Source organism: Streptomyces sp. NPDC006602 (assembly GCF_042870385.1).
Taxonomy (GTDB): Bacteria; Actinomycetota; Actinomycetes; order Streptomycetales; family Streptomycetaceae; genus Streptomyces.
The window spans coordinates 139,902-166,035 of sequence record NZ_JBIAHG010000016.1; the positions used below are offsets into that span (position 1 = coordinate 139,902).

At 69.8% G+C, this 26,134-nt stretch carries 19 protein-coding genes and 1 pseudogene; 7 read left to right on the plus strand and 13 right to left on the minus strand.

The features are described 5' to 3' along the window. Positions 1-22: 22 nt before the first annotated feature. Positions 23-1,042 carry a LacI family DNA-binding transcriptional regulator gene (locus ACFYO2_RS32135; RefSeq protein WP_388355976.1) on the minus strand — a complete coding sequence of 340 codons (1,020 nt, stop codon included), beginning with the start codon at positions 1,040-1,042 and terminating at the stop codon, positions 23-25. A 101-nt stretch (positions 1,043-1,143) separates the two neighbouring features. Then, positions 1,144-1,617 (minus strand): hypothetical protein, encoded by a 474-nt coding sequence (locus tag ACFYO2_RS32140; protein ID WP_388355978.1) that lies wholly within the window; start codon positions 1,615-1,617, stop codon positions 1,144-1,146. A gap of 370 nt (positions 1,618-1,987) precedes the next feature. Between ACFYO2_RS32140 and ACFYO2_RS32145 the strand changes: the two genes are divergently transcribed. From ACFYO2_RS32145 to ACFYO2_RS32165, 5 genes are all read left to right on the plus strand, one after another. After that, positions 1,988-3,352, plus strand: coding sequence for an ABC transporter substrate-binding protein (locus ACFYO2_RS32145; protein ID WP_388355979.1), 1,365 nt, complete (start codon positions 1,988-1,990; stop codon positions 3,350-3,352). Between the two features lie 75 nt (positions 3,353-3,427). Further along, entirely contained in the window at positions 3,428-4,360 is a 933-nt protein-coding gene (locus ACFYO2_RS32150) for a carbohydrate ABC transporter permease (RefSeq protein ID WP_388355981.1), read from the plus strand. Next, positions 4,344-5,195, plus strand: a complete 852-nt coding sequence (locus ACFYO2_RS32155; RefSeq protein ID WP_388355983.1) for a carbohydrate ABC transporter permease — start codon at positions 4,344-4,346, stop codon at positions 5,193-5,195. The genes ACFYO2_RS32150 and ACFYO2_RS32155 overlap by 17 nt, the downstream gene beginning before the upstream one ends. 92 nt (positions 5,196-5,287) lie before the next feature. After that, positions 5,288-6,334: a glycosyl hydrolase 53 family protein gene (locus ACFYO2_RS32160; protein WP_388355985.1), complete on the plus strand. Its 1,047-nt coding sequence runs from the start codon at positions 5,288-5,290 to the stop codon at positions 6,332-6,334. A 74-nt stretch (positions 6,335-6,408) separates the two neighbouring features. Beyond that, positions 6,409-7,749 carry a right-handed parallel beta-helix repeat-containing protein gene (locus ACFYO2_RS32165; RefSeq protein WP_388355987.1) on the plus strand — a complete coding sequence of 447 codons (1,341 nt, stop codon included), beginning with the start codon at positions 6,409-6,411 and terminating at the stop codon, positions 7,747-7,749. Positions 7,750-7,934: 185 nt separating this feature from the next. Here ACFYO2_RS32165 and ACFYO2_RS32170 read toward each other — a convergent pair whose 3' ends face one another. Further along, positions 7,935-8,924 (minus strand): pirin family protein, encoded by a 990-nt coding sequence (locus ACFYO2_RS32170; RefSeq protein ID WP_388355989.1) that lies wholly within the window; start codon positions 8,922-8,924, stop codon positions 7,935-7,937. A 91-nt stretch (positions 8,925-9,015) separates the two neighbouring features. On the opposite strand from ACFYO2_RS32170, the gene ACFYO2_RS32175 reads away from it, so the two are divergent. Both ACFYO2_RS32175 and ACFYO2_RS32180 read left to right on the plus strand, forming a co-directional pair. Continuing rightward, complete coding sequence (locus tag ACFYO2_RS32175) at positions 9,016-9,510, plus strand: carboxymuconolactone decarboxylase family protein (RefSeq protein WP_388355991.1); 495 nt, start codon at positions 9,016-9,018, stop codon at positions 9,508-9,510. 58 nt (positions 9,511-9,568) lie between these two features. Beyond that, positions 9,569-9,838, plus strand: a pseudogene (locus tag ACFYO2_RS32180) (HAD family hydrolase); the annotation flags it as partial. Between the two features lie 299 nt (positions 9,839-10,137). Here the strand turns inward: ACFYO2_RS32180 and ACFYO2_RS32185 are convergent. From ACFYO2_RS32185 to ACFYO2_RS32230, 10 genes are all read right to left on the minus strand, one after another. Beyond that, positions 10,138-15,345: a family 43 glycosylhydrolase gene (locus ACFYO2_RS32185; RefSeq protein ID WP_388355993.1), complete on the minus strand. Its 5,208-nt coding sequence runs from the start codon at positions 15,343-15,345 to the stop codon at positions 10,138-10,140. A gap of 277 nt (positions 15,346-15,622) precedes the next feature. After that, a complete protein-coding gene (locus ACFYO2_RS32190; RefSeq protein ID WP_388355995.1) occupies positions 15,623-15,895 on the minus strand; it encodes a hypothetical protein in 273 nt (90 codons plus the stop codon). Positions 15,896-16,146: 251 nt separating this feature from the next. Next, a complete protein-coding gene (locus ACFYO2_RS32195; protein WP_388355997.1) occupies positions 16,147-17,148 on the minus strand; it encodes an aldo/keto reductase family protein in 1,002 nt (333 codons plus the stop codon). 227 nt (positions 17,149-17,375) lie between these two features. Beyond that, positions 17,376-18,107 (minus strand): alpha/beta fold hydrolase, encoded by a 732-nt coding sequence (locus ACFYO2_RS32200; protein WP_388355999.1) that lies wholly within the window; start codon positions 18,105-18,107, stop codon positions 17,376-17,378. Positions 18,108-18,141: 34 nt separating this feature from the next. After that, positions 18,142-18,840, minus strand: coding sequence for a maleylpyruvate isomerase family mycothiol-dependent enzyme (locus tag ACFYO2_RS32205; RefSeq protein ID WP_388356000.1), 699 nt, complete (start codon positions 18,838-18,840; stop codon positions 18,142-18,144). Beyond that, entirely contained in the window at positions 18,837-19,670 is an 834-nt protein-coding gene (locus ACFYO2_RS32210) for a fumarylacetoacetate hydrolase family protein (protein ID WP_388356002.1), read from the minus strand. Before ACFYO2_RS32210 ends, ACFYO2_RS32205 begins: the two co-directional genes overlap by 4 nt. Further along, a complete protein-coding gene (locus tag ACFYO2_RS32215; protein WP_388356004.1) occupies positions 19,667-20,824 on the minus strand; it encodes a cupin domain-containing protein in 1,158 nt (385 codons plus the stop codon). Before ACFYO2_RS32215 ends, ACFYO2_RS32210 begins: the two co-directional genes overlap by 4 nt. Then, complete coding sequence (locus ACFYO2_RS32220; protein WP_388356006.1) at positions 20,814-22,487, minus strand: (2,3-dihydroxybenzoyl)adenylate synthase; 1,674 nt, start codon at positions 22,485-22,487, stop codon at positions 20,814-20,816. The genes ACFYO2_RS32215 and ACFYO2_RS32220 overlap by 11 nt, the downstream gene beginning before the upstream one ends. 11 nt (positions 22,488-22,498) lie before the next feature. After that, positions 22,499-24,586: an acetate--CoA ligase family protein gene (locus tag ACFYO2_RS32225; protein ID WP_388356007.1), complete on the minus strand. Its 2,088-nt coding sequence runs from the start codon at positions 24,584-24,586 to the stop codon at positions 22,499-22,501. Next, on the minus strand, positions 24,583-26,097 hold the full coding sequence (locus ACFYO2_RS32230) for an FAD-dependent monooxygenase (protein ID WP_388356009.1): 1,515 nt from the start codon (positions 26,095-26,097) through the stop codon (positions 24,583-24,585). The genes ACFYO2_RS32225 and ACFYO2_RS32230 overlap by 4 nt, the downstream gene beginning before the upstream one ends. Positions 26,098-26,134: the final 37 nt, after the last annotated feature.

The window sequence follows — 26,134 nt, forward strand, 5'->3', positions numbered from 1 at the left end:
GGCCACGGCCTTCGCTGCGTCGTCAGCCATCCCTCGGGCCGGACGGGGGCGCCGTCGTGGCGCGGAGGACGAGCTTCGTGGCCAGGCGGATGTCGTCGGTAGCGAGGGGTTGGCGCGCGATGAGGGACATCAGGGCTCGGGTACCCGCTCGGCCCATCTCGTGCAGGGGCTGCCGCACGGTGGTCAGCGGTGGTGCGCTGTGCGCGGCCTGCGGCAGGTCGTCGAAGCCGACGACCGACAGGTCGTCAGGTACGGACAGCCCGAGCGCTCGGGCGGCGTCGAGGGCGCCGAGGGCGATCGGGTCCGCGCCGGCGACGATGGCGGTGGGGCGCTGTGTGGTCAGCAGCCGCGTTGCCGCGTGTACGCCCCCTTGGTGGTTGAAGTTGGACGATGCCACCAGGGCGGGATCCGGTTGTATGCCGGCCAGGCGCAGTGCGTCGGTGTAGCCGCGGTGGCGCGCGTCGGTGCTCTCGTGGTCGTCCTCGCCTCGGATGTAGGCGATACGCCGGTGGCCGAGCTCGATCAGGTGGTGGGTGCCGGCCCGTACGCCGTCGTAGTTGTCGACCGTCACCCTGGGCAGGTCCAGGTCGAGGCGGCGCGGATCGATGACCACGACCGGGAGGCCGCCCGCGTGGATGGCCTGTTCCGTTTCCGGGGCGAGGACGGGAGCGATGAGCAGCAGCCCGTCGACGAGACCGCCCGCGAACAACGAGATGCGCTCGCGCTCGCGGGCGGCGTCGAGGGCGGCGTTCAAGAACAGTTCGCGTTCGTCGTCGGCGATTTCCTCAGCGATGCCACGCACGATTTCGAGGCTGTACTGCCCGGTGAGATCCAGGGTGAGAACGCCGATGAGACCGGTGCGGCCGCGCTTGCCGTTGCGGGCGCCGGGTGGGGTGTAGCCGAGTCGTCTCGCGACTTCCAGGACGCGCTGCCGAGTCGATTCCGACGCTCCAGGGCGTTCGTTGACGACATTGGAGACGGTCATGGCAGACACACCGGCCTCAGCGGCGACCTGCGCGATCGTGACTCTCGGGGTGGACATGACCCTCGTCCGGTTCGGACCTGTTCGGCGCCTGATTGTAGCGCCCGCACCGGTCGGCTCGGGGTCGACGACCGTCTTGCGTTTGTTGCCGGGTTGCCGGGTCATCCGAGCAAGGGAATCTTGACGGCGCCGAAGGCATGGGGCACAAGCTGCACGTGCAGCATGCCGTCCGCGATCCACGTTTCGCCGTACGGCTGGAGGCCTGCGGGGCACGCGTCTTGCGGGGTGCTGTCCAAGTCGAGCGTGTCGGCGGTGCATACGGTCGCCGCGGCGGTGCCGAGGGGTGCGTCGCGCAGGTCGGCCTCGCCGGCGAAGCCGCGGTCGGTGGCAAGGCTGGTGAGCGACAGCGGTGCCCGGCCATACCCACGAGTGGCCGTGGCACGCCCAATCGCCGGAATGGTGCGCGCGACCCGGCCTACGAGCGACGGCACCGGCCGCCGGACGGCCGGTGAGTCGGCGTCCTGGTGGGCCCGGCTCATTGCAGAGATGCGGCACTTGGCGGCCAGGACGACTGCCTTGCCATCTGTCGGCAGCACGGTCTGCGGAACGGTGGCGGTCTGGCCGATGGGGGCCATGCCGCGGCTCGGCGTGCCGTCCCGCGTCGGTGCCGACCACGGCCGCTGACGGAGAGTTGGCGGAGCGGGCGACGCCTGCACAGCCGAGTGCATGAGGTGCTCCTGGTCGCCGAAGGGACGCGGGCTGTCGAGAATTCTCGAAACTTTATAAAGCTCTGTAGTTGGATTGACAGAGGCACTTTAGAGGGGCCAGCGTGTCGCTGTCATGAGCTCGACACCTTCCGGAAGCGGAGTATTCGGCAGGGGCGGAGCGGCATCACCGCGACGGGGCTTGCTCCCGGCCGGTCGCGCTTCCGAGGGCACGGTGACTGGTTACAAACCCGTTCGTGTCGGCAACCCCGCCGTCGCCGGGTGGGGAAAGGAACGCGCTATGTCTGATGGACAAGCCTCGGCGCCGGTCGGTCGCCGGCGCTTCCTGACCGGATCGGCCGCGCTGGCCTCGGGCGCGGCGGTCGCGCCACTGCTCGCCGGCTGCAACGCGAGTGCGGGTGGCTCCGGCAGCGGCAAGACCACCCTCACCGTGATGTACAACAGCAACGAGCTGACCAAGAAGCACATCGCGGAGTTCGAACGCCTCCACCCCGACATCGGGATCCGGCTCATCGAACCGGGCGGCGACGACGCCAAGCTCAACGCCATGCTCGCGTCCGGCAAGCCGCCGGACCTCGTCCGCGGAGCGGCCACCGCCAGCGCCAACAACAACGCGCGGGGCCTGGCCACCAACCTGGACCCGTACCTGGCCAAGAGCTCCGCGCTGAAGAAGAGCGATCTGCTGCCGGTCAACGACAACTGGCGGTGGGACGGCCACCGGATCGGCGCCGGCCCGTACTACGGGATCACCAAGGACTGGAGCCAGGACGCCACGCTCTGGTACAACCGGGCGCTGTTCGAGCAGGCCAAGGTGGACGAACTGAGCACGACCGAGCCGGTCACCTACGACGAACTGCTCGACGTCGCCCGCAAGCTGGCCGTGAAGAAGGACGGCAAGACCGCCGTGTACGGCCTGGGCATCGAGTGGCAGTGGGGCCTGTCCGGACCGCTGTTCCAGATGGTCCTGTCCCAGGGCGGGCGCATCTACAACGACGACCTGACGCAGACCGACCTCACCACCCCCGAGGCCAAGCGGGCCCTGCAGTGGTTCGTCGACCTGGCGCAGTCCGGCGCGGTGCCGTCCTCGCTGAACCCCCTGCCCGACGAGGCGGACCTGTCCACCTTCATGGCCGGGCGGATGGCCGTCTCCCAGGACGGCTTCTGGTACGGCGGCAACTTCACCGAGGCGGGCGGCGACCTACAGGCGAACATCCGGATGGCTCCGGCACCGGTGATGGGCGGCAAGCGGGTCAGCCCGTGCTACGCCGGGCAGGGTGCCTGGATCCCGGCCCAGTCGAAGAACAAGGACGCGGCGTGGAAGCTCATGGAGTACTTCATGGCCGGGCCGCCGGCCGAGGAGCGGGCCAGGAGTGGCTGGGGCCTGCCCGCCCTGAGATCGCTGCTGCCGAAGCTGCCGCAGGAGCTTCCGTACCAGAAGGAGGCGTTCCGGACCTCCCAGGCCGAGCTGGCCCACCAGGTGCCGATGCCCGCCTCGCCGTACATCACCGCCGCCAACTGGATCTCCACGCTGAACCAGTACGTCGACCAGGCGGCGCGCAAGAAGATCACCGCCGACACCGCGGCCCGGAAGATCACGGACGACATCAACAAGCTGCTCAAGCAGGGCAAGGACCGGATCGGATAGGTGGCCGACGTGGTGGTCCAGGAGACAAAGGGAACGGCTCCAACGGCTCCGGCGCGGCCTCGCTCCTCCCGCCCGGTGCCACCGCGGCCACGCCGGCGGTGGTCGCGGTACTCCGGCCGCACCTTCTACCTGTTCGTCTCACCCTGGGTGCTCGGATTCCTGCTGCTCACCGTCGTTCCGCTCGGGTACGCCTTCGCGATGAGCCTGACCAACTTCGACGGCAGCTCGTCGCTGTGGCGGTGGGTCGGCCTGAGCAACTACCGGGAACTGCTGCACGACTCGGACGCCTGGGCCAGCCTGGTCCGCACGCTGGCCTACACGGCGATCGTCGTACCGCTCAGTGTGGCCCTCTCGCTGGGCCTGGCGGTGCTGCTGAACCGGCGGCTGCGAGCCGTCGGGTTGTTCCGGACCATCTTCTTCCTGCCCTCGGTGGTCCCGGTGGTGGCCACGGCGATCATGTGGAAGCTCGTCTTCAACCGCGACTCAGGGCTGCTCAACGCCGTCCTGGACCGGCTGGGGGTCGGCGCGGTCACCTGGCTGGTGGACCCGACCGCCTTCTACGCGCTGATCATCCTGACGCTGTGGGGACTGGGCACCGGGGTGGTGATCATGCTGGCCGCACTCCAGGGCGTACCGATCGAGCTGGAGGAGGCGGCGATCGTCGACGGGGCCGGCCGCTGGCGGGTGTTCTGGCACGTGACCGTGCCGATCATCTCACCGGTGATCTTCTTCCAGGTGGTCACCGGCGTGATCATGTCGTTCCAGGTGCTGGTGCAGCCGTTGCTGCTGGCGGAGACCAACAGCATCGGCGCCGCCGGCAATGTGCCGAGCAGCACCCACCTGTACATGGTGCAGGTGTACCAGGAGTACTTCGCCAACCAGCGGTTCGGATACGGCTCGGCGATGTTGTGGGTGTTCTTCGTGATCATTCTGGCCTTCACGCTGCTGGTGCAGCGCTCCAGCCGGTTCTGGGTGTACTACGAGGTGGATCGTGACGAGAGCGGCTGACCGGACCGCCGCCCGCCGCCTCGACGCGGGCAGAACCTACCTCCTGCTGATGGTGCTGGCCGTGCTCTTCGCCGGACCGTTCCTCTGGCTGGTGCTCGCCGCGCTGAAGGAGCAGTCCGAGTGGGTCGCGATCCCGGTCCACCTCCTGCCCGAGACGCCGCGGTGGGACAACTTCACCGACGCGCTCACCCAGATCAACTTCCTTGCCTACCTGGGAAATTCGCTGTTCCTGTCCGCCACCTACGCCGTCCTGGTCACCTTCTCCAGCGCCGCGGTCGGGTTCGGCTTCGCCCGGCTGAGGGGACCCGGCAAACGCCCCCTGTTCGTGGTGCTGCTCGCCACGATGATGCTGCCCAGCATCCTCACTCTGATCCCGACCTATGTGCTGTACTCGCGGCTGGGCCTGGTGGACACCTACTGGCCGTGGGTGCTGTGGGGCCTCGCCGCCTCGCCCTACCTGGTGTTCCTGTTCCGGCAGTTCTTCGCGGCGATACCGAAGGACCTCGAGGACGCCGCCATCATCGACGGCTGCGGGTACGGCCGTATCTTCTGGCGCATCTTTCTGCCCCTGTCCCGGCCGGTGCTGCTCACCTCGCTGCTGCTGTCGTTCACCTGGATGTGGGGCGACTATCTCGCGCCGTCCCTGCTGCTGGACATCGACCACACCACGCTCTCGGTGGCGATCACGCAGTCCTACCGCAACCCGCACGGGGACTACCTGCCGACCGTGCAAGCCGCGGCCGCAGTCCTCTACGTGGTCCCGGTCATGCTCATCTTCCTGTTCACCCAGCGGTACTTCGTGCGCAGCGTCGCGACCTCGGGCATGAAGGGGTGAGCCGGTCCGGCAAAAAAATTTCGCACAGCAAGCGCTTACGCCCCCGAGCCATGACGGCCCGGACGGACAACCCCCAAGGAAGGGAACCCGCAATGACCGACAACCACCGAACCGAGGCTCCAAGCTTACGGCGACGCAGCGTCCTGCTCGGCGCGGCCGCCGGCGCCGGTGCGCTCGCCCTGGGCGCGGGCCCGCTGGCCACCCCGGCGGAAGCGGCGAGCTTCATCAAGGGCGCGGATGTCAGCTGGCTGCCGCAGATGGAGGCGACCGGCTACTACTGGAACAACGCCGCCGGCGTGCGGCAGGACCTGTTCACCATCCTCAAGGGCTACGGCATCACCGCGATCCAGCTGCGGACCTGGGTCAACCCGTCCAGCGATCCGGCCAACGGGCACTGCAGCATCGAGGAGACCGCGCAGTTGGCGAAGCGGGCCAAGGACGCCGGTATGCAGGTCCTCATCGGCTTCCACTTCGGCGACACCTGGAACTCGGTCGGCGTGCAGAACCCGCCGGCGGCCTGGGCCGCCATGAACTACAGCCAGATGCTCGACGCCATGTACGACTACGTGTACCACTCGTGCAACATCATCAAGTACTACGGCGTGACGCCGGCCTGGGTGAAGATCGGCAACGAAACCAACTCCGGCATCTGCAAGCCGATCGGCAGCGTCACGCGCCCGGCTCAGATGACGGGCCTGCTGAACGCCGCGTACGACATGTCCAAGCAGGTCTTCCCCAACACCCCGGTGCTCGTGCACCTGGCCCAGCCGCAGAACCTGGCCAGCGTCCAGAACTTCCTCAACGCCTACCGGGACAACGGCGGGAAGTGGGACATCACCGGCCTGTCCTCCTACGCACAGGGCGGCAACGTGCCCACCGTGCTGGCCAACATGCAGACCATCCAGTCCAGTTACGGCAAGCCGATCATGCAGGTGGAGTACGGCGGGCCGGTGGGCAAGCCCACCCAGGTACGCGACTCGCTGAAGGCGTTCATCACCGGGCTGAAGAGCTTCGGCGGTCTGGGCACCTTCTTCTGGGAGCCCGAGGGCTACCCCTCGTTCAACGGCTACAACAGCTCGGCCTGGGACGAGAGCACCCGGCGGCCCACGGCGGCGATGGACGGTTTCCTCGGCGTGTGACCGTGTCGCGCGGGCGCGGCACCGACGCGCCCGCGCCCCTTCTTCCGAGCGAACAACAAGACCTGGAGTGAGTGATGAGACCTGTCAGGATCGTCGGACGTGCCCTGCTGATGTCGGTGGTCGCGGTGACCCCCTTCGCCGTCCCCGCCGGTTCGACGGCCGCGGGCAACGCGGCGGCGGCGAGCGTCTATTACGTCGCCCCGAACGGCAGCGACAGCGCCGCGGGGACGCAGGCCGCCCCCTGGGCGACGATCGCCCCTGCGCAGGCCGTCGCCCAGCCGGGCGACACGGTGTACTTACGGGGCGGCACCTACAGCTACACCCACGGGATCAAGAGCTGCGCGAGCCAGACCGACCGGGTCGACGCCATCACCCTGAGCAAGAGCGGCAGTTCGGGCAGTCCGATCCGGTACTGGGCCTACCCCGGGGAGAAGCCGGTCTTCAACTTCTCCGGCATGAAGGACGACTGCCGCATCAAGGGCTTCGACGTCACCGGCAGCTGGATCCACCTCAAGGGGCTGGAAGTCACCGGTGTCCCGCAGAACAACAAACTCAACCACGAGTCCTGGGGGATCTGGATCTCGGGGAGCAACAACACCTTCGAGCAAGTCAACACCCACCACCACATGGGACCCGGCCTGTTCATCCAGAACGGCAGCAACAACCTCGTCCTCAACACCGACTCGCACGACAACTACGACACCAACTCCTCCAACGGGGCCGGGGAGAACGCCGACGGATTCGGCGCGCACATCTCGGCGAACAATCCCGGGAACGTGTTCCGGGGCTGCCGCGCGTGGTGGAACGCCGACGACGGATTCGACCTCATCAGCGCCTACTCGTCCGTGACCATCGAGAACTCCTGGGCGTGGCGCAACGGGTACATGCCCGGATCGACCACCGCGGCAGGCAACGGAACCGGCTTCAAGGCGGGCGGCTACGGCGGTGACTACGACGCCGGCGCCGTCAAGCACACCGTCCGCACGTCGGTGGCCTTCCTCAACAGGGCGTCGGGGTTCTACGCCAACCACCACCCGGTCGCCAACGACTACTTCAACAACACCAGTTACGGAAACCACCCCGACTTCAACATGCTGGGAGTCGACTCGAGCGGCGCCGCCGTCGGCCGGGGCAATCTGCGCAACAACCTGGCCTACACCGGCACCCTGACGTCGAACATGACCGGCACGAGCGCCGCGAACAACTCGTGGAACCTGGGCATCACCCTGTCGGACGCACAGTTCCAGAGCGTCTCGACCTCCGGATGGGACGCGCCCCGCGGGGCCGACGGCAGTCTGCCCGTGCTGCCCAGCCTCCACCTCGCGGCGAACAGCGCCCTGATCGACAAGGGCGTCAATGTCGGCCTGCCGTACAAAGGGCAGGCCCCGGATCTCGGCGCCTTCGAAACCAACTGAGGACCAGCACCGGCACCGCGGACCTGCCGTAACGCCGCCACCCGCAGCTGACACCCGCCCCTGGCGATGGCGGACCGCTCACCGGCCCTGCTGGTCAGCCAGGGCCAGTGGGGCGATGCCCCACGGCTCGTCCCGGTCATGGAACGCGTCCGCGTCGGCCAGGCGCCGGACACCCGCCCAACGGATCAGCGACGCGGCGGGTTGCGGCGCGGCCTGATGGTGGCGTTGGGCAGGGTGGGCGCGGGAAGCCGGCCCCCGGGAAATCCCTCGATCGTGCCGAAGCGCTCGGAGGATGCCTCCCAGTCCTCGCGGGCCTTGACGATGTCCTCGTGAGTGCGGCCGACGAAGTTCCACCACATCACGATCTCCTCCTCGAACGGGGTGCCGCCGAGCAGAATCACCCGCGCCGGACCGTCCGACTCGTTCGTCAGCGTCAACGCGTCGGCACCCGGCGGGACATAGCCCAAATCCGCCCGGTGCAACAGGGCGTCGGCCACACGGACGTCCCCGCTGTCCACGAGAACGCCGTGCTCGAAGCCGGTGTCCACGGAAAGGGAGACGGTCATTCGCGGTTCGAGGATGATCTCGGCGCCGAGCAGCGGTGTGAACGTCCGCACCGGAGAGACCTCACCGGCGAGCGAGCCGAGAAAGACCCTGATCTCGGCCCCCTTCATGCGCACGGGCTCGGGCGCGTAGTGCTGGAAGTCCCGTTGCGCGTTGCGGTGCTCCTCCGGCAGCGCCACCCACAGCTGAACGCCGTGGACGACGGTCGTGCGCGGGGTGGAGACCTCCGAGTGGGCGATGCCGTACCCGCCCGTCATGAGGTTGATCTCCCCGGGGCGCACCAAGGCGTGGGTACCGAGCGTGTCGCGGTGCTCGACCTCCCCGCCGAACAGCCAGCTCACCGTCTGCAGCCCGGTGTGCGGGTGCGGGCCCAGCGCCATGCCGCCCCTGTCGGTGACCTCGTCGGGACCGTAGTGGTCGGCGAAGCACCAGGCTCCGATCAGCGGGCGGTCCCGCTGCGGCAGCGTCCGCCGCACCGTCATCGAACGCGGTCCGCCCAGGGGAACCTCCCGCGCGGGGAGCACGTCGACCCGTGGCACCCCGGTCGGCCGTACGCCGTCGACCGACGCCCCACATCTCATCACTGCCGGCTCGGCTTCGACATTGCTCACCGAGACCACCTCCCATGGAATCTAGTTGTTGCGTCAACTATGATGCCATGATCATAGAGTGAGGGCCACAACAAGTAGACAACGAGGAGACATGCGGATTTTCATCGACAAACAGAGCCCCAAGGCTTTCCACGCCCTGGTGCAGACGTCGGTAGCGGTGCGCGCGGTCGCCGCCGAGGCGGGTCTCGACCGCACCGTCGTGGAGCTGGTCAACCTCCGCGTGTCGCAGATCAACGGCTGCGCCGTCTGCCTCGACACCCACACCAAGGCGGCCGTACGCGCGGGTGAGTCGGCGCGGCGGCTCGGAGTGCTGGCCGCCTGGCGGGACACCGAGTTGTTCACCCCCACGGAGCGTGCGGCCCTCGCACTGGCCGAGGCCACGACCGACCCCACCGATGCCGTCGCACAGGAATCCGCCTACGACGCCGCTCGACAGGTCCTCACCGATGACCAGATCTCCGCCGCGATCTGGGTAGCGGTCACCATCAACGCGTTCAACCGGGTCTCGATCATGAGCAGGCATCCGGTACGGGCGAATCGAGGTGCTCCGGGCGAGGAGAGCGGTGTCACCGTGTCCGGTGGGTGATGTGGCCCCCGGTCATCGTGAGCCGGATCGGGGCGTCGGCGAGTTCGTCAGCGGCCGGCTCGGCGTCGGCAGCGACGAGATCGCCGCCTTCGGCGACATGCCCAACGACCTGCCCATGCTCACCGCTGTGGGTCACTCGTACGCCATGGCCAACGCCCATCCGGACGTCCTGCGGGCCACACGTCATCGCGCCCCCGCCAACGACGAGGACGGCGTCGCCCAGGTGGTGGAACGGTTCGTCGACACACTCGTACGCCGACCGTCCCGGCACATCCCCGTGCCGACCGTCCGGGACGGTGACGACGACCCCACCGACGCGCTCGCCTGACGCCCGCGCCCGCGGGGGCTTTTCCCACGTCCCACCGCGCCCATCGCGCGATGTCAGAGCCGTGGGCAAGAGGCCGGCCGCGCCACAGGCGACAGCGGTCATCGAGGCGAAGGGTGCCCTGCTGATTCCCGGCATGGTCGACACCCACCGCCACATGTGGCAGTCCACGCTGCGCGCGGCCTCGGCGTCAACTGGCCGCCAACGCCTTGTGTCACACGTCATCCAGACCCTGTGCTGCTGCGCAGCACAGGGTCTGGATTCGATTCCCGCACCGGCTGAAGCCGGACCGTTCGTGCGGTTCAGTGGGTGCCGATGGTGATGACCCCCACGGTCTTCGGAGTGGTGACGTTGTCGTAGACGACATCACCCGTGGATTTCCACCAGATCCTGATTCGGAAGCTGTCCGGGCCGTCGGTGGCGGTGACCCGGAAGCCGTAGCCACCGGTGCCGTCGACGGTGCCGGAGCCCTGGTACACGGCCTGGGAGCCGGTGACCACGAGCCAGTCGGACGCGGTGGAGCGGAACTTCAGCCGGGCCGGACCGAAGTCGAAGGTCGCCTTCCCGAGCGGGGCAGTCGCTCCTCTCGGGTACGCCGCGGAGAAGGAGAAGGCCGCCTGGCCGGCCACGTCCGGTTCGGCGGGGTAGGCGCCGGCCGGGGAGGTGATGACGCCGACGCCCAGCGCGGGCCCTGCGGCGCGGTCGTAGACGATCAGCTCGGGCAGGGTCCTGCTGTCCGAGGCCCCGTCGTCGTCGGTGACGGTGATCACCGGACGGCGGATGCCCGCCGTGGCGTAGGCGTGCTCGGCCCGGCAGCCGGTGGCGGTGACCGTGCCGGACTGCGGCCGGGTGCCGTCCTTCCAGTCGACCTCACAGGTGTGGGTGTCGTCGGTGCCCGGGTCTGTGAACGCGGCCGTGACGACTGCCTGTGTGCCGACCGGCGCCGCTGACTGCGGGCCGGTCGCCGAGGTGATGGCCGGCGCCGCGTTGGCGACCTCGACGGTCGCCGTGTCGCTGCTGCGGCCGCCGGTCAGTGTGACCTCGTAGGTGCCGTCGTCGGCACAGGTGATGGTGGTCTGGGCGGACCCCGGGTCGGCGACCGTGCAGGGCGCTCCCTTCTCCACCGCCCACTTCGGGCTGCCCGCCCCGGAGAGCGTGCCGTTGAGTCGGATCGCGTCGCCCTCGGTGCCGTCGGCGTCGGGCCCGGCGTGCACGACGGTGACCGGGTCGATGCTGGTGAGGGTGGGGACGACCTTCTTGATCAGGCCGTCGGAGTCGAACTCCAGCTTGTCGACGGTCGTTTCGCGGTGAGTGCCGTCACCGCCGGGAATTGCGAAGCGGTGGTAGGCGATGTACCAGTCATCGGTGTTCGGCACGTGGACGACCGAGTGGTGGCCGGGGCCCTTGATGCCGAGGGAGAGATCCTTCTCCAGGATCACGCCCCGTTTGGTCCAGGGGCCGGTGGGAGAGGAGCCGGTGGCGTAGGCGACGCGGTAGTTCTCGTCCCGGGTGTCGTTCTCCGACCACATGAAGTAGTAGGTGCCCTTGCGCTTGATGACGAAAGTGCCCTCGTTGTAGCCGCTGGGAGTGATGTCCTCGACCTTCGAGGTGTCGATGGAAGTCATGTCGTCGTTGAGCGGAGCCATGTAGGCGTGGCCGTTGCCCCAGTAGAGGTACGACTGTCCGTCGTCGTCGGTGAACACGGCCGGGTCGATCATCTGGCCGCTGTACTGGCCCGCCTTGAGCAGCGGCTTGCCCAGGGCGTCCTTGAACGGTCCGGTCGGCGAGTCGGAGACCGCGACGCCGATGTTCGCGTCGGCGCAGAAGTAGAAGTAGTACTTCCCGTCCTTCTCGGCGATCGTCGGTGCCCAGGCCCTGCTGTCCGCCCAGGAGACGTCCGGCCCGAGGTCAAGGATGACGCCGTGGTCCTGCCAGTGGACCAGGTCGGTGGAGGAGTACGCCTTGAACTGGGTGCCGCTCCAGCCCTCGAAGCCGTCGGTGGTCGGATACAGGTAGAAGGTGTCGCCGAAGCGCACGATGTTCGGGTCGGCGTTGAGCCCCGGCAGGACCGGGCTCTTCATGATGAGCGCGGCCACCGTCCAGGTGCGCTTCTTCCCGTCGGAGCCGGTCACCTCGTACGTCACCGGCTTCGTGAAGTCGTGGACGCTGCCGGAGGCGGGGCTGATCGCCGCGCCGTGGGCGAGGGTGAACTCCGGTGCCAGGGCGGTGAGATCGGTGCCTTCCTTCAGCGGCAGCGTGATCCTGCTGCTCCCGTTGTCGATGAGGGCGTCGACCTTCAGCGCCGGGTGCGTCGCCTTGGCGATGCCGGCGGTGTTGCCGCTGAGCTCCATGACGTCCGTGGCCGACAGGGCCCGGTCGTAGATGCGGAAGTCGTCGACCTCGCCGCCGAAGTACGGGTCGGCCGAGTACAGGGACCTGCCGATATAGCCGCTGTAGTCCTTGGCGGCGTCGTACAGCTCGGACGGCTTGGTGGTGACGCCGGTCGCCCGGGCCGCCTCGATGCCGTCGACGTAGAGGACCATCGTGCCGGTGGAGCCGTCGAGGGTCACGGTGACGTGCCGCCACTGGCCGGGGGTGAGCTGCGAGCCGGCCGTCAGTTTCGACTCAGCCGACCAACTCGCCTTCGTGATCGCCGAGTAGAGGCTGGAGCCGCCGTTGGAGGGGGTGGCGAAGATGTACCTGTCACTGTTGGGCCCGAGTCCGAACAGCCACTGGAAGTTGTCGCCGCCCTTCCACTTGGCGTACGTCGACACGGTCACGCTGTCGGCGTTCTTCAGCACACCGTTCGGGATCTTCACATACGGCGAGGTGGTGGAGTCGCCCGACATCTTGAACGAGCCGCCGTCCACGCCGGTGCCGAAGGCGGGCGTACGGACATAGGTGCCGTGGTAGCCGTGGCCGCTGGAGTCACGGGCGATGTTGCCGCCGGTCTCGTCGAAGCCGTAGTGCAGGACGAGGTCGGCGGGGACGTCCGGGCCGTCCGTCGAGACGGTGACCTCGGCGCGCACGGGGAGCACGGCGCCGTCGGGCAGGCTGCCGGTCACCGTGAAGGTGCCGGCCTGCGCGTACTGCGAGGCCGGGACGTCCTGCCAGGTCACGGCCACGGGTCGCTTGACGCCGTCGGCGTACTCGGCGATCACGGTGGCCGGCAGGACCGGGGCGTCGCCGACGCGGGTCTTCACCGAGACGTCCTCGACGCTCTCCACGAGCTGGTCGGGCTGGTAGGCGCGCAGCAGCCGGTCGTACTCGGCCTGGGTGACCGGGAGCACCGTGCCGTGGCGCGGCTTGGCCGGCAGGTCGTAGCCGGTGGACGGGGTCCAGGAGCCGGAAGCGAGGTCCGTCGTCTCGAACGGGAGGTAGCCACGGCCACCGAACTCGTCGAGGAAGGCGTACCACTTCTCCTCGGTGTTGGACTTGAACACCAGTGGGCCCTCGGCGGCGTTCATCGCGCCCTTGCCGATGCCCTCGGCGACCGCGGTCCAGGACAGGTTCAGGATCGAGTCGCTCTTCTCCTCGAAGATGAACTTGCTGTTCGGGGTGGAGGATGTGTTGTTCCGCTCGTCCTTCGACAGCCGGTAGTACGTCCCGTCGTGCTGGATCATGGTCGAGTCGATGACCGAGTAGCCGCGGTCGATCCAGACCTTGGGCTCGCTGAAGGTGTAGAAGTCGCGGGTGGTCGCGTACATCATGCGGTTGTAGGTGTCGCCGGAGTGCGCCTCGTTGTCGTACAGCTTCGACGCCCAGAAGACCACGTACTGGCCGAGCTTCGCGTCGTAGAACGCCTCCGGCGCCCAGGTGTTGCCCGCGCTGTCGGGCGAGACCTTGACCAGCCGCTGGTTCGTCCAGTGGACGAGGTCGGTGGACTCCCAGACCATGATGGACTTGCTGCCGGTGCGCTGGGAGGCGTCCCAGTCGCCGTTGCCGTAGATCCTGAGGTCGGTGGCTATCTGGTAGAACTTGTCGCCCTCGGGCGAGCGGATGATGAACGGGTCACGCAGGCCCTTCTCACCGAGCGTGGAGGTCAGGACCGGCTTGCCGTCGTTCAACTCCCTCCACTTCAGCGGGTCGTTGCCCTTGCTGAGGGCGGAGTAGAGCTGCTCGCCGTCCGCGGTGCCCTCGCCGGTGAAGTAGCTGAACATATAGCCCTTGAGGGCTTCCTTGACGGGGAGTTCGGGGACCTTGGCAGTGAAGGCGCGGGGCGTACTCGCCTCGCCCTTGGTGACGGTCGCGGTCAGCTCGACCGTGGTGGCGCCGGCGCCGTGCGCGGGGCGGTGGACCACGCCGTCGGCGGAGACGACGTCCGGCTTCGCGGAGGACCAGGTGACGGCGGTGCCGTAGGAACCGGTCGCCGGGAGGGTCAGGTTGCCGCGGACGTCGTCGAGGTTGTGGACGGCGAGCGCCTCGGCGGCCTGTCGGGTGGCCGTCGCGTCGTCGAAGGCGGGCAGGACCGTGACGTCGAAGGTCCGGGTGTCGCTCACGGTGCCCTTCTTGAGGGTCGCCGTGAGCGTGGCGTGGCCGTCCGGTTCGCCGGCGGCGGGGCGGGTGACGGCGCCGGCCGCGGAGACGACGGCCGGGTTGTCGCTCGCCCAGCTGATCGTGGATCCGCCGGCCGTGCCGGTCCTCGGCAGAGCCAGGTCGGCCGTCACGGCGCTGGTGTCGCCGAGGCTCAACGCGGCCTTGTCGTCAGCGACGCCCTGGGTGGCGACGGGGAGGGCGAGTTGTTCGACCTCGGAGCCGTCGAGCGCCCGGTCGTACACCCGGAAGTCGCGGATCCTGCCCTTGAGGAGATTGTCGCCGGAGTACACGGACTTGCCGATGTAGTTGGCGGTGGTGGTGCCGGAACCGATGGCACCGGGAGTGATGGTGACCGACGTGTTGCGGCCGACCTCGACGCCGTCCTCGTACAGCACACCCGTGCTGCCGGTCTGGGTGTAGGTGATGTGCTTCCACACCGCGCGCGTCAGGTTGTGCCCGTCGGTGGGCTTGGTGGTCTGCTCCGTCGACCAGTTGCCCGTCGCGACGGAGGTCCGCAGGCCGTTGCCCGTGGTGAACAGGTAGCCGTTCCCGCTGCTGCCGCTGGAGTTGCCGAAGCCGTAGACGAAGTACGGCGTCTTCTGGGCGGAGTCGATCAGCACGTCGGTCGAGACGGTGATCGCGTTCATTCCCTTCATGACGTCGTTCGGGGCCTTGACGTAGGTGTCGGAGCCGTTGAAGGCGAGCCCCTGGCCGGTGCCGGACCAGTCGGCGGTGCCGCTCACCGTGCCGTCGCGGCCGTTGCCGGAAGCGTCGGTGACGGTGTTGCCGGAGTCCGCGTCGAGTTTGTACCAGAGGGCCAGCCCGTCGGTGATGTCCGCGGTCTGCGCCGGTACGGCCGCCTGTGCGGGGACGACGGGCGCGGTGAGGCCCAGGAACAGCGACGCGGTGGTCAGACCGGCGATGCGGCCCGCCCAGCGTCTCGCGCGGCTGCGCGGACCTGCGGTGTACGTCATGTGGGGTTTCCCTGCTGAGGCATGGCCGACGGCGGACGGGGGGTGAAGGCAAGGGCGATCGGGCAGGCGACGCGGGAGCCTCGGCCGTGGGCACCGGGTCGTTTCGGCTGTGTGACGTCGTGTTGCGAGAGTGTCAATCGGGGCGTGGGGCAACGTCAAGAGTTTCGAACGAAGTTCGACAGGCCGAACGAACGGTCCGCGTCCTCTCAACGGCCGCCGTCCGGCCCCGGGTTGGGGAGGGGGAGCTCAGCGGTTGCTCCCCTCCCCCGTGCCGGCCTCAGCTTCGTACGAGTTCGCCGCCGTCGACGACCCGTGCCACGCCGTGCAGGGTCACGACGCCGTGCGTGTCGAACGCCCCCGCAGCCGCGGGATTCCAGGTCACCGGAAGGTCCGTCCTGCCGCCGTGCCGACCGACACCGACGACGGTGGCCGCAAGCTCGGGCTTCCCGGCAGTTCGTGAGTTGCGCAGGTTCAGCGAACCGCGCCGGCCGCCGCCGACATCGTGGTGTCCGGGCAGACCATGTACCGTCCGGTCCTCCGGGCACACCATGTACGGACCGGTCCTCCGGGCACACCATGTACGGACCGTCCGCGGCGCCGGCAGCGGGGCGGACCGCCAATGCGATCAAGGCCCGGCGCGGGCCGAAGCTTCGGCAGGACCGCGCCGGGCCACAGGCGGCCCGCCCTCTATGGGGAGCGCCGCCATCCTTCCAAAACGTCCGGCCCGCACCGCGACCAGAACCGCGAACAGGGGCTGCACCAGGGATCCTCGCCCCCAGAGCCCACTGCCGAAAAGCCGGTTCAGGGGCGCTGCGCCGGTACGCTCTGATGCACCAGATGCGCATCCGTCTCCGCCACCGGCAGCACGATCTCATCGATGCGCGCCATGAGATCCACGTCCAGCCTCACACCGGCCGCCTTCGCGTTCTCCGCCACCTGCTCCGGCCGGGAGGCGCCGACGATCGCGGCAGACACGTTGCTGTTCTGCAGCACCCACGCGACCGCCAGCTGAGCCAAGGTCAGGCCGGCCTCGTCGGCCAGCGGCTTCAACCGCTGCACCGCCTGGAGCACCTCGTCGCGCAGGAAGCGGCTGATCATCGCCGAGCCCTTGTCGTCGGTCGCCCGTGACCCGGACGGCGGCTGCTGCCCAGGAAGGTACTTGCCGGTCAGCACACCCTGGGCGATCGGTGACCACACGATCTGTCCGATGCCCAGCTCCTCGCTGGTCGGTACGACCTCACCCTCGATCACCCGCCACAGCATCGAGTACTGGGGCTGACTCGACACCAGCGGGATCCGCAGCTCCCGCGCCAGAGCGTGCGCCCACCGTATCTGATCGGCCGTCCACTCGGAGACACCGATGTACAGGGCCTTACCGGAGTGGACCACGTCGGCGAACGCCTCCATGGTCTCCTCCAGCGGCGTGAACCGGTCGAACCGGTGCGCCTGGTAGAGGTCCACGTACGAGGTCTCGAGCCTGCGCAGGGAGTTGTCGATCGACTCCATGATGTGCTTGCGCGACAGCCCGCGGTCGTTCTTGCCGGGGCCGGTGGGCCAGTACACCTTGGTGAAGATCTCGATGCTCTCGCGACGCTCGCCCTTCAGCGCACGCCCGAGCACCGACTCGGCGCGTGTCTCGGCATAGACGTCAGCGGTGTCGAACGTCGTGATGCCCGCGTCGAGAGCGGCGCGCACACAGGCGACGGCGGCGTCCTCCTCGACCTGCGAGCCGTGGGTGAGCCAGTTGCCGTAGGCGATCTCACTGATGACCATGCCGCTGTTGCCAAGATGCCGGTATTCCATCGTTGAACCTCTCATCGCGTAGGTGTGCCCATGATCCCCCTTGGGCCGGTCGCTGATGCGACCGGCCCAAGGGGGATCATCCACTGAGGGCAAGCCGGGCGCGAGAGCGGCTTGCACCTCGGGCGCTCGATGAGTTCCCCGATCCGGGCGGTCCTCCCCCGAGTCGTCGAGCAGAGCCGGCGCCGAACGGTCCGCCCGCGGCATCCAGCACCGGCCGCGACCGCCGCCTACCGGGCGGCGCAGGCCCGGACGAACGCGTCGGCCAGTTCGGCGGGGCGGGTGAAGAGGGCCTCGTGGCTGCCCGGCGTCTCGATGACCAGCGGGTTCTTGAGTCGTGGCAGGAAGCGGTCGGCCCAGGCCCACTCGCCGGGAAGGGCGAGGTCTTCCGTGCACAGGATGTAGGCGGTGGGGATGTCGAGTGCGGCGAACGCCGTCGTGTCCGGCTTCTCGGTGAAGGTGCCCAGGGGCTGCGGGACGAGCAGGGAGTGGATCAGGCGCTGCGTCTCCTCACTGGCGTCCTGCATGAACGCCTGCTGGAAGACCTCGAAGGGGAATGTCACCGTGTCGTTGCCGGAGGCCGCCGCCACGGCGTGGAACATCTCGCCGTAGTGCGGTGGGCACGCGTCGATGAGCGACTCGCCGTCGTTCGGGACGAACGCGTTCCAGAAGACCAGGCGCCGAATCCGGGCCGCGAGCTTCGGCGCCGCGCCCGTCAGGACGTAGCCGCCCCAGCTGTGGCCGAGCAGGGTGATGTCGGTCAGCCCGGCATTCTCGACGTAGTCCACGAGGCTGTTCACACAGTCGGTGAGGGTCACGCCGCGCGGGTCGTCATCGGCGCCCAGCCCGGCCAGGGTGGGGGTGTGCACCTGGTGCCCGGCGGCTCTCAGCTCGGCCGCGACCGGGCGCCAGGCCCATCCGCCGTGACAGGCCCCGGTCACCAGGACGAAGGTCTCGCTCATGTCGATCTCCTTTGATCGATCAGCCACATCAGGCTCACAGCCAGCGTGGAATTTCAGGGAGTTCACCGGTGATGTGCAGTGCGTCGGTACCGCTGCGGCCGGTGAGCCAGGCGGCCAGGGCGTACGGCGGTCCGGTGACCGTGACGCCGGGGGCGGGTGTGCCCAGGACCACGGGGTCGTGGCCGTCCGCCGACAGTTCGGCGCCGATACCCGGGGCCAGACGGGCCGACATCCACCCGGCCACCTCCCGTACGAGGGCCCAGGCGAAGTCGGGCGGCAGCGCGTCCATGCCGACGCCCACGCGCAGATCCACCAGGTGGATCCACACCTCACGAGCCCGCAGCCACGGCACTTCCGACGCCGGGATCTCGCGGCCCTGCGCGCTGACGACGGTGGCCGACCAGGCGTCGGGCGAGAGCGCCTCGGCAGCTTTCCGGAAGCCTTCGGCGGACTCTCGTACGTCGGCCTGCTGTTCGGCCAGCGGCCGTCCGGCGCCCGCCTCGATGTCCGTGACGCGCTGGTCCGGCGAGTCGTACATGGGCGTACGGATCCCCGTCCTGGCCCAGGTCAGCAGGTTGACCAGGGCGTCGGCATTGCGGGCGAGGTGGGTGAGCAGGTGGCCGCGGGTCCAGCCGGCCAGGGCGGACGGCTCGGTCACCGCATCGGCGGGCAGCGCGTCGACCGCCTCCTGCAGCGCGAGCTGCCCCTCCCCCACCCAGTCCAGCGGTGTCACTGCTTGTCCTCGACGATGGTGTTCACGCACTCCCCAACTCCCTCGACGACGGTCCGTACGACCTGCCCGGGCTTCAGGAACACCTTGGGATCGCGGGCCGCGCCCACCCCGCCCGGTGTACCGGTGAGAACGAGGTCACCGGGCTCCAGCGTCGTGAACGTGCTGAGGTACACGGCGATGTCCGCCGGGGTGAAGAGCAGGTCGGACGTGCGCGAGCGCTGCATGACCTCGCCGTCCACCTCGAGGCGGATCTCCAGATCGGCCGCGTCGTCGATCTCGTCGCCCGTGACCAGCCAGGGCCCGGCCGGGGTGCTGGCCTCCCACGCCTTGCCCTGAAGCCACTGCGGGGTACGCCACTGCCAGTCCCGCATGGAGATGTCGTTGACGACCGTGTAGCCGGCGATCGCGGCCGCCGCCTCCTCCTTGGTGGCCCGGCGGCGCAGCCGGGAGCCGATGACGAAGCCGAGTTCGGCCTCCCAGTCCAGTTCCTCCGTCTCGCCCGGATGGACGATGTCGTCGCGGGCGCCGAGCAGGACGTTGGCGAACTTGCCGAAGAGAGCGGGGTACGACGGCATCTCGCGGCCCATCTCCGCGATGTGCGCACGGTAGTTGTGGCCCACGCAGAAGATCTTGGCCGGGGTCGTGACGACGGGGGCCAGGTCGAGGGCCGCCACGTCGTGCGTCGGACCGTCGGCGGCGGCCGCGTACGTACGCCAGTCGGGGCGGCGCAGCAGGGCGGCGACGTCGGTGGCGCCGGTCTCCACGGCACGGTCGCCGTCGAGGCGGACGGCCGCCGTGCCGTCGGCGGTGCGGATGGTGGCGAGCTTCATGCGCGGGTACTCCCGGTCGTTTCGGTGCGAGCGAGTGTTTCGGTGGCGGTGAGTGTGTCGGCGGGGGCGAGTGTTTCGGTGCGGGCGAGGTCGAGCGCCTCGTAGACGGGGGCGTCGTTGAAGGTGAACAGGTCGAGCCGGGTGTCCGCGGCGATCGTGAGGGCGCACCAGGAGGGAACCGCGATCAGGTCGCCGTCGGCCACCTCGATCACGCGGTCGTCGAGGGTGACCGTGCCGCTGCCGCGGAAGACCTGCCAGACCGAGGAGCCCACAGTGCGGCGGGTGGCGGTGGTGGCGCCCGGGCGCAGGCGGTGCATCTCGGTGCGCATGCTGGTGAGGGCGTCGCGCCCGGTGGCGGGGTTGGTGAAGCGGATCCCGGCGTGGCCGGGTTCGATGACGCCGGGGTGTCCCTCGTCCTCCAGCTCCAGCTGGGCGGTGAGGGCGTCGTCGGTGTCGGCCCATCGGTAGGCCATGAGGGGGGAGTTGGGGGTGGCCGGGACCGCGATCGGCCGCAGGCCCGGGTGACCCCACAGCCGCTCGTTCCGCGATCGGGACGGGGTCGACCGGTCCGACACGCCGTTCTCGCCGAACTCGAAGAAACCGGCGTCGAGGCGGTGCACGAGCGGGATGTCGAGACCGTCCAGCCAGACCATGGGCTCGTCGCCGACGTGGTGGTGGCCGTGCCAGTGCATCGACGGGGTGAGCAGCAGGTCGCCGGGGCGCATCTCGACCGCGTCGCCGTTGACGACCGTCCACACTCCCTCGCCCTCCAGGATGAACCGGAAGGCACCCTGCGCGTGGCGGTGCGCGGGCGCCACCTCGCGCGGGCCCAGGTACTGGACCGCCGCCCACAGATTGGGAGTCGCGTACGGGCGGCCGGGCAGGCCGGGGTTGGCGAGCGCGATGGCCCGCCGCTCACCGCCGCGCCCGACCGGCACCAGGTCACCGGCCCGGCGGGCGAGCGGCAGCAGCGTGTCCCACGGCCAGACGTGCGGGACGGCCGCCGGCTGCGGGGTGAGCGGCATGAGGTCGCCGATCTCTGTCCACAGGGGGATGAGCCCGGCCGCGGTGAACCCGTCGTACAGCTTGCGGAGTTCGGGGTCCGTCTCCTCCGGGGCTATGACGGGTGTGGTACCGCCGGTGTCACTGGTCATCGGGGGTTCCTTCGGCGTCGAGCCGGCGCGTGATGTCGGCGCGCAGGGCTTTCTTGTCGATCTTTCCGACCTTGGTGGCGGCGAGTTCGGGGACGGTCACCAGCCGGTCCGGGAACTTGAAGGGGGCGACACCGGCGCGCTCCATGACCTGGTGGACGTCGTCGAGGGCCACCGTGTGGCCGGGTTCCGGTACGACGTAGAGGCAGACCCGCTCGCCGAGCCGGGCGTCGGGCATCGCCACGGCGGCGGCGCGCGCGACCCCCGGGGTCTGGTAGGCAAAGTTCTCGATCTCCTCCGCGGAGATGTTCTCCCCGCCCCGGATGATCATGTCCTTGTCGCGGCCCTCGACGATGAGATTGCCGTCGGGCAGCAGCCTCACGATGTCGCCGGTGCGGTACCAGCCGTCCTCGGTGAACGCGCGGGCGTTCTGCTCCTCGGCGCGGTAGTAGCCGCGCGGTGTGTAGGGACCGCGGGTGAGCAGCACACCGGGTGTGCCGTCGGGGACCGGATCGCCCAGCTCGTCGACGACGAGGAGTTCGTCGTCCTCGCACATGGGGCGCCCCTGTGTCGTACAGATGACGTCCTCGGGGTCGTTCAGGCGCGTGTAGTTGAGCAGCCCCTCGGCCATGCCGAACACCTGCTGGAGCGTGCAGCCCAATTCGGGGCGCACGCGGCGGGCGACGTGGTCGGCCAGCCGGGAGCCGCCGACCTGGAGGACGCGCAGGGAGCCGAGGTCGGTCCCCGGGTGCTCCCGGTGGTGGTCGAGCCAGCGCTGGGCGATGGCCGGGACCAGGGCGCTCGCGGTGACGCCCTCGCGCTCGACGACCGGGAACGCCTTCTTTGGGTTGGGGGAGCCGAGGACCACCCGGCCGCCGTTCAGCAGCGTGCCCAGCAGGCCCGGGCAGGCGAGCGGGAAGTTGTGCCCCAGGGGAAGGGCGGCGAAGTAGACCGTGTCGGGGCCGAATGCGCAGACCTCGGCGCTGCGGCGGGCGTTGTAGACGTAGTCGTCGTGCGTACGGGCAATGAGCTTCGGCAGTCCGGTGGTGCCGCCGGAGAGCAGGAAGACGGCGATCGAGCGGCTGTCGGGCCGGTAGGCGTCGACGGCGGCCCGGTCCGTCCCAGTGCCGGGTGCGGCACACAACTCCCGCAGGTCCACGGCTTCGTCGCCGACCTTGTCGCCAAGGACCAGAATGTGCCGGAGAGTTGGTGAGTCCTCGGCGATCTCGAACGCCATCGTCTGGTGGTCGTGGTCCTTGAGGACGTCGGGGACGGCCACGGCGACCGCCTCGCTGTGCTCGACCAGGTAACCGACCTCGTGTCTGCGGTGTCCGGGCAGCGCCATCACCGGGATGACGCCGAGGCGCAGACAGGCGTACGTGAGGATCACGAACTCGGCGGTGTTGGGCAGTTGCACCACGAGCCGGTCGTCCGGGCGGAGCCCGAGCGCGGCGAGGCGCAGTGCGGTGGCGTCGGCGTGCTCGGCGAGTTGACGGTACGTCAGCCGCCGGTCGCCGTCGACGAGCGCGACCGCGTCGGGAGCGGCGTCGGCGGCGGCGTGCAGCCGGTCGCCGATCGCGTGGCCCTCCCAGTAGCCCTTGTCGGCGTAGCGCCTGGCGTACTCCGCGGGCCAGGGCACAGCGCCTTCGCTGCTCGGCCTGGGCATGGTCGTTCTCCTTAGCGGTGCTGTGCGGGTGGAGCGGTGGGGACGATCACGGCGTCCAGTGCGATCAGTCCGTCGGCGGTGAGGCGCAGCGGGTTGATCTCCATCTCGGCGGTGTCCGGGCTCGCCGCCAGGGCGGCGGCGAGCGCGGCGGCGACCCGCCCGAACTCGGCGCGGTCCAGTACCGGCCCGCCGCGCCAGCCGTCGAGCAGGGCGCGGGCCGCCAGGTCGCCGGGCATCCCGGCGGCCTCGGCGACGGACAGCGGGGCGAGCCGGATCGCCACGTCGGCGAGCGCTTCGGCGGCCGTGCCGCCCAGCCCCGCGAGGACGACCGGCCCGAACACGGGGTCCCGCCGCACGCCGAGCACCAGGTCGACGCCTGCCGGGGCCATCGCCTCCACCAGGTAGCGGTGGCCGGTGCCGATGGCGTCCAGTGCCGCGTCGAGTTCTTCGGGGGTGCGCACTCCGAGGTGGACCCCGCCGATCTCCGTCTTGTGCAGGATCGCCGCGTCGAGCACCTTGACCGCGACGGGCCCGCCCAGCAGGTGCAGGGCGTAGTGGGCGTCGGCCCGGGAGTCGCAGGCGACGCGGTCCGGGGTGCGGATGCCCAGCCCTCCGAGGAAGGTCTTGGCGGCGTCCTCGTCCAGCGCGCCGGACGGCACGGATGCGACCGTCTCGGGCACAGCCGGCACAGAGGACACAGACGGCACAGACGGCACAGGCGCGTCGTCCCGCACGGCCCGCTGTCGCGCATGGGTCACCAGCGCCCGTACGGCACCGGCGGCCGAAGCCGGTCCGGTCAGCGCCGGAATCCCCGCCTTGTGCAGCCGCGCCCGCTGTTCGGCGACGTCCTCGGGCAGGCCGCCGACGACCACGACGGCCGGGGAGTCCGCTCCGAGTCCGGCGGCCTGCGCGGCCGAGGCGAGGTCGACGCTGTCGGGCTCGGTGAGGGCGTAGACGGCGAGCAGGTCCACCGCCTCGTCCGCGGCCGTGGCGGCGAGTACGCGGGCGAAGGTCTCGGCGGGCCGGCCGGTGTCGACCGGATTGCGCTGGTAGGTGAGTGGGGGCAGGAGCTCCCTGAGCGTGGCCTGGGTGGTCTCGGTCAGCTCCGGCATGCGGATGCCGTCGGACCCCGCCCGGTCCGCGAGCAGCAGTCCCGGCCCGGCCTGGGCGGTCACGATGCCGAGGCCCGGGTCCGGGTGGGGGCGCAGCTGGATGCGGGAGAGCGCGGTGAGCGCGTCCACCATCTCCCGTTCGTCGTCCACGACCACCGTTCCGGCCTGCCGCAGCGCGGCCCGCGTCGTGCGCCAGGATGTGGCGAGCGCCCCGGTGTGCGAGCGGGCGAAGTCACCGACGTCGCTGCGCCCGACGACCAGAGCGACGACCGGCTTGACGGCGGCCAGCAGGCGTACGGCGTTCACCAGCCGTGGCCCGTCCGGAACCGTCTCCAGATGCAGGGCCACGGCCGTCGTACGACCGTCCTCCACGAGGTGTTCCAGGACGTCCGCGGCGGTGACGTCGAGGCCTGCCCCGATGCCTACGCCGAGGCTGATGCCGTTACCGGCGGCGACCAGGTCGAAGGAGAGCGCGTGGTTGACGCCGCCGCTGGCCGCGACCACCGCGATGTCCCCGGCCGGCAGCTGCCCGGCCGCGGGCACGAAGCTGGCCGTGAGTCCGAGGTGAGGGGCGAAGAAGCCGGAGGTGTTGGGGCCGAGGATGCGGATCCCAGCGTCCCGGGCCACGCGGCGGACTGCGTCCGCGTGTTCCTCGCCCTCCGGGCCCGCCTCGCCGAAACCGCCGGCGCACACCAGCGCGGCACGGCAGCCGGCGGCGGCCGCTTCGGCGAGCGCGTGCGCACTGCCGGCCGCGGGCACGCACAGGACGGCCAGGTCGAGTCGTCCGGCGGTGTGCGCGACCGCTTCGGCGACCGAGGCGTACACGCCCTCGTCCGGCTCGGGGCGGCGCGCGTTGACCAGGGCACGCGCTCCGGGGAAGGCGGCCAGGGACCGGGCCATGGCGGCGCCCAGCTTTCCGCTCTGCCGCGAGGCGCCGATCACGACCACGCCCTCGGGCGCGAACATCGGCGTCAGTTTCATGGTCATGCCTGCTCCCGCCCTACCAGATCGGCGCGCCCCACCAGATCGGCGCGCCCGGACAGCAGCAGCGTCTCGGCCCGGTCGTCGTCCATCCCGTCCTCCACGATCAGCACGGCTACGCCGTGCACCAGCCGGGCCTGCTCCGCGAGCAGCGACCGGGTGAACGGGGTTCCGCCCTGTACGGCGATCAGGTCCGGCGGTGCGACACTGCTCAGGGCGTCGGCCAACTGGTCGTAGACCTCAGGTAGTTGAGCCTCGCCGTCAGGTGCGGTGAGCCACAGGCACCCTTCGGTGCGCAGTGCCGCGAGCTCCGCCGCGGTCAGTCGCCGTCCGTCGAACTCCCTGAACGGCGTGTCCAGGGGATCGAGACCCTCGTGCGCCGCCCGCCAGTCCCGTACGACCTGTTCGACGAAGTCCGGGTCGCGGCGCGCGATGCGTTCCTTGCCGATGCTGCGGGAGATGAAGTGGAAGGCGAACCGCGTCGGCTCGAACGCGTCGTGGTAGCGCCCGAAGTGCTCCCACCAGGACAGGCTCGGCCGGGCGGAGCCCTGGATCTTCTCCACCGAGGGCCGCCGCGCCGCCTCGTACGCCTCCAGGGCGCTGGGCAGATCGTCGCGGTGGGCGAGGACGCTGTCGGCGAGGGCGACGGCGTCCTCCATGGCCATCTTGGTTCCGGAGCCGACGGAGAAGTGCGCGGTGTGCGCCGCGTCGCCGAGGAGGACGACGTTGCCACTGTGCCAGCGGCGGGTGCGCAGGGTGCGGAAGTTGCCCCAGCGGGAGTTGTTGACCAGCAGTTCGTGGCCGTCGATCTGTTCGGCGAAGAGCTTCTCCAGGTACTGCTTGCTCTTGTCGTCGCTCGGGCCCGGCGGCTGCGCGGTGTCGAACTCGTCGAGCCCGGCCCGCCGCCAGGACTCCTCGTCCGTCTCCACGATGAAGGTGCTGACGCCGTCGCCGATCGGGTAGCCGTGCACGGCGAAGGTGCCGTGCGGGCCCCTCTCGTGGACGAAGGTCAGGCCGTCGAAGAGGTAGCCGGTGCCGAACCAGATGAACTTCGCGGTCGCGACCTCCACCTCCGGCACGAGCACGTCGGCGAGCCGGTCACGGAAGCGGGAGTTCGCCCCGTCGGCGGCCACGATCAGGTCGTAGTCGGCCAGCTGCGCCGGATCCGCGGGGACCTCGTGGCTGAAGCGGAGCTCGACGCCGACCTCCTCGGCGCGTCGGCGCAGCAGCTGGAGGAGGGTCTTGCGGGTGATGGCGGCCATGCCGTTGCCGCCGCACCGGATCCGCTGTCCCTTCAGCCGCACCTCGATGTCGTCCCAGTGCCGGCCGTCCTCGGCGAGAGCCGTGCGCAGCACCGGATCCGCCGCGTGGATGGCGGCCAGGGTCGCGTCCGAGAACACCACGCCGAAGCCGAAGGTGTCCTCCGCGCGGTTCCGCTCGAAGACGGTCACTTCGACCGACGGATCGGCCTGCTTGATGAGTGCGGCGAAGAACAGCCCGCCGGGGCCGCCTCCCACGCAAGCGATCCGAGAAACCATGGCTCCTGCCTCCACG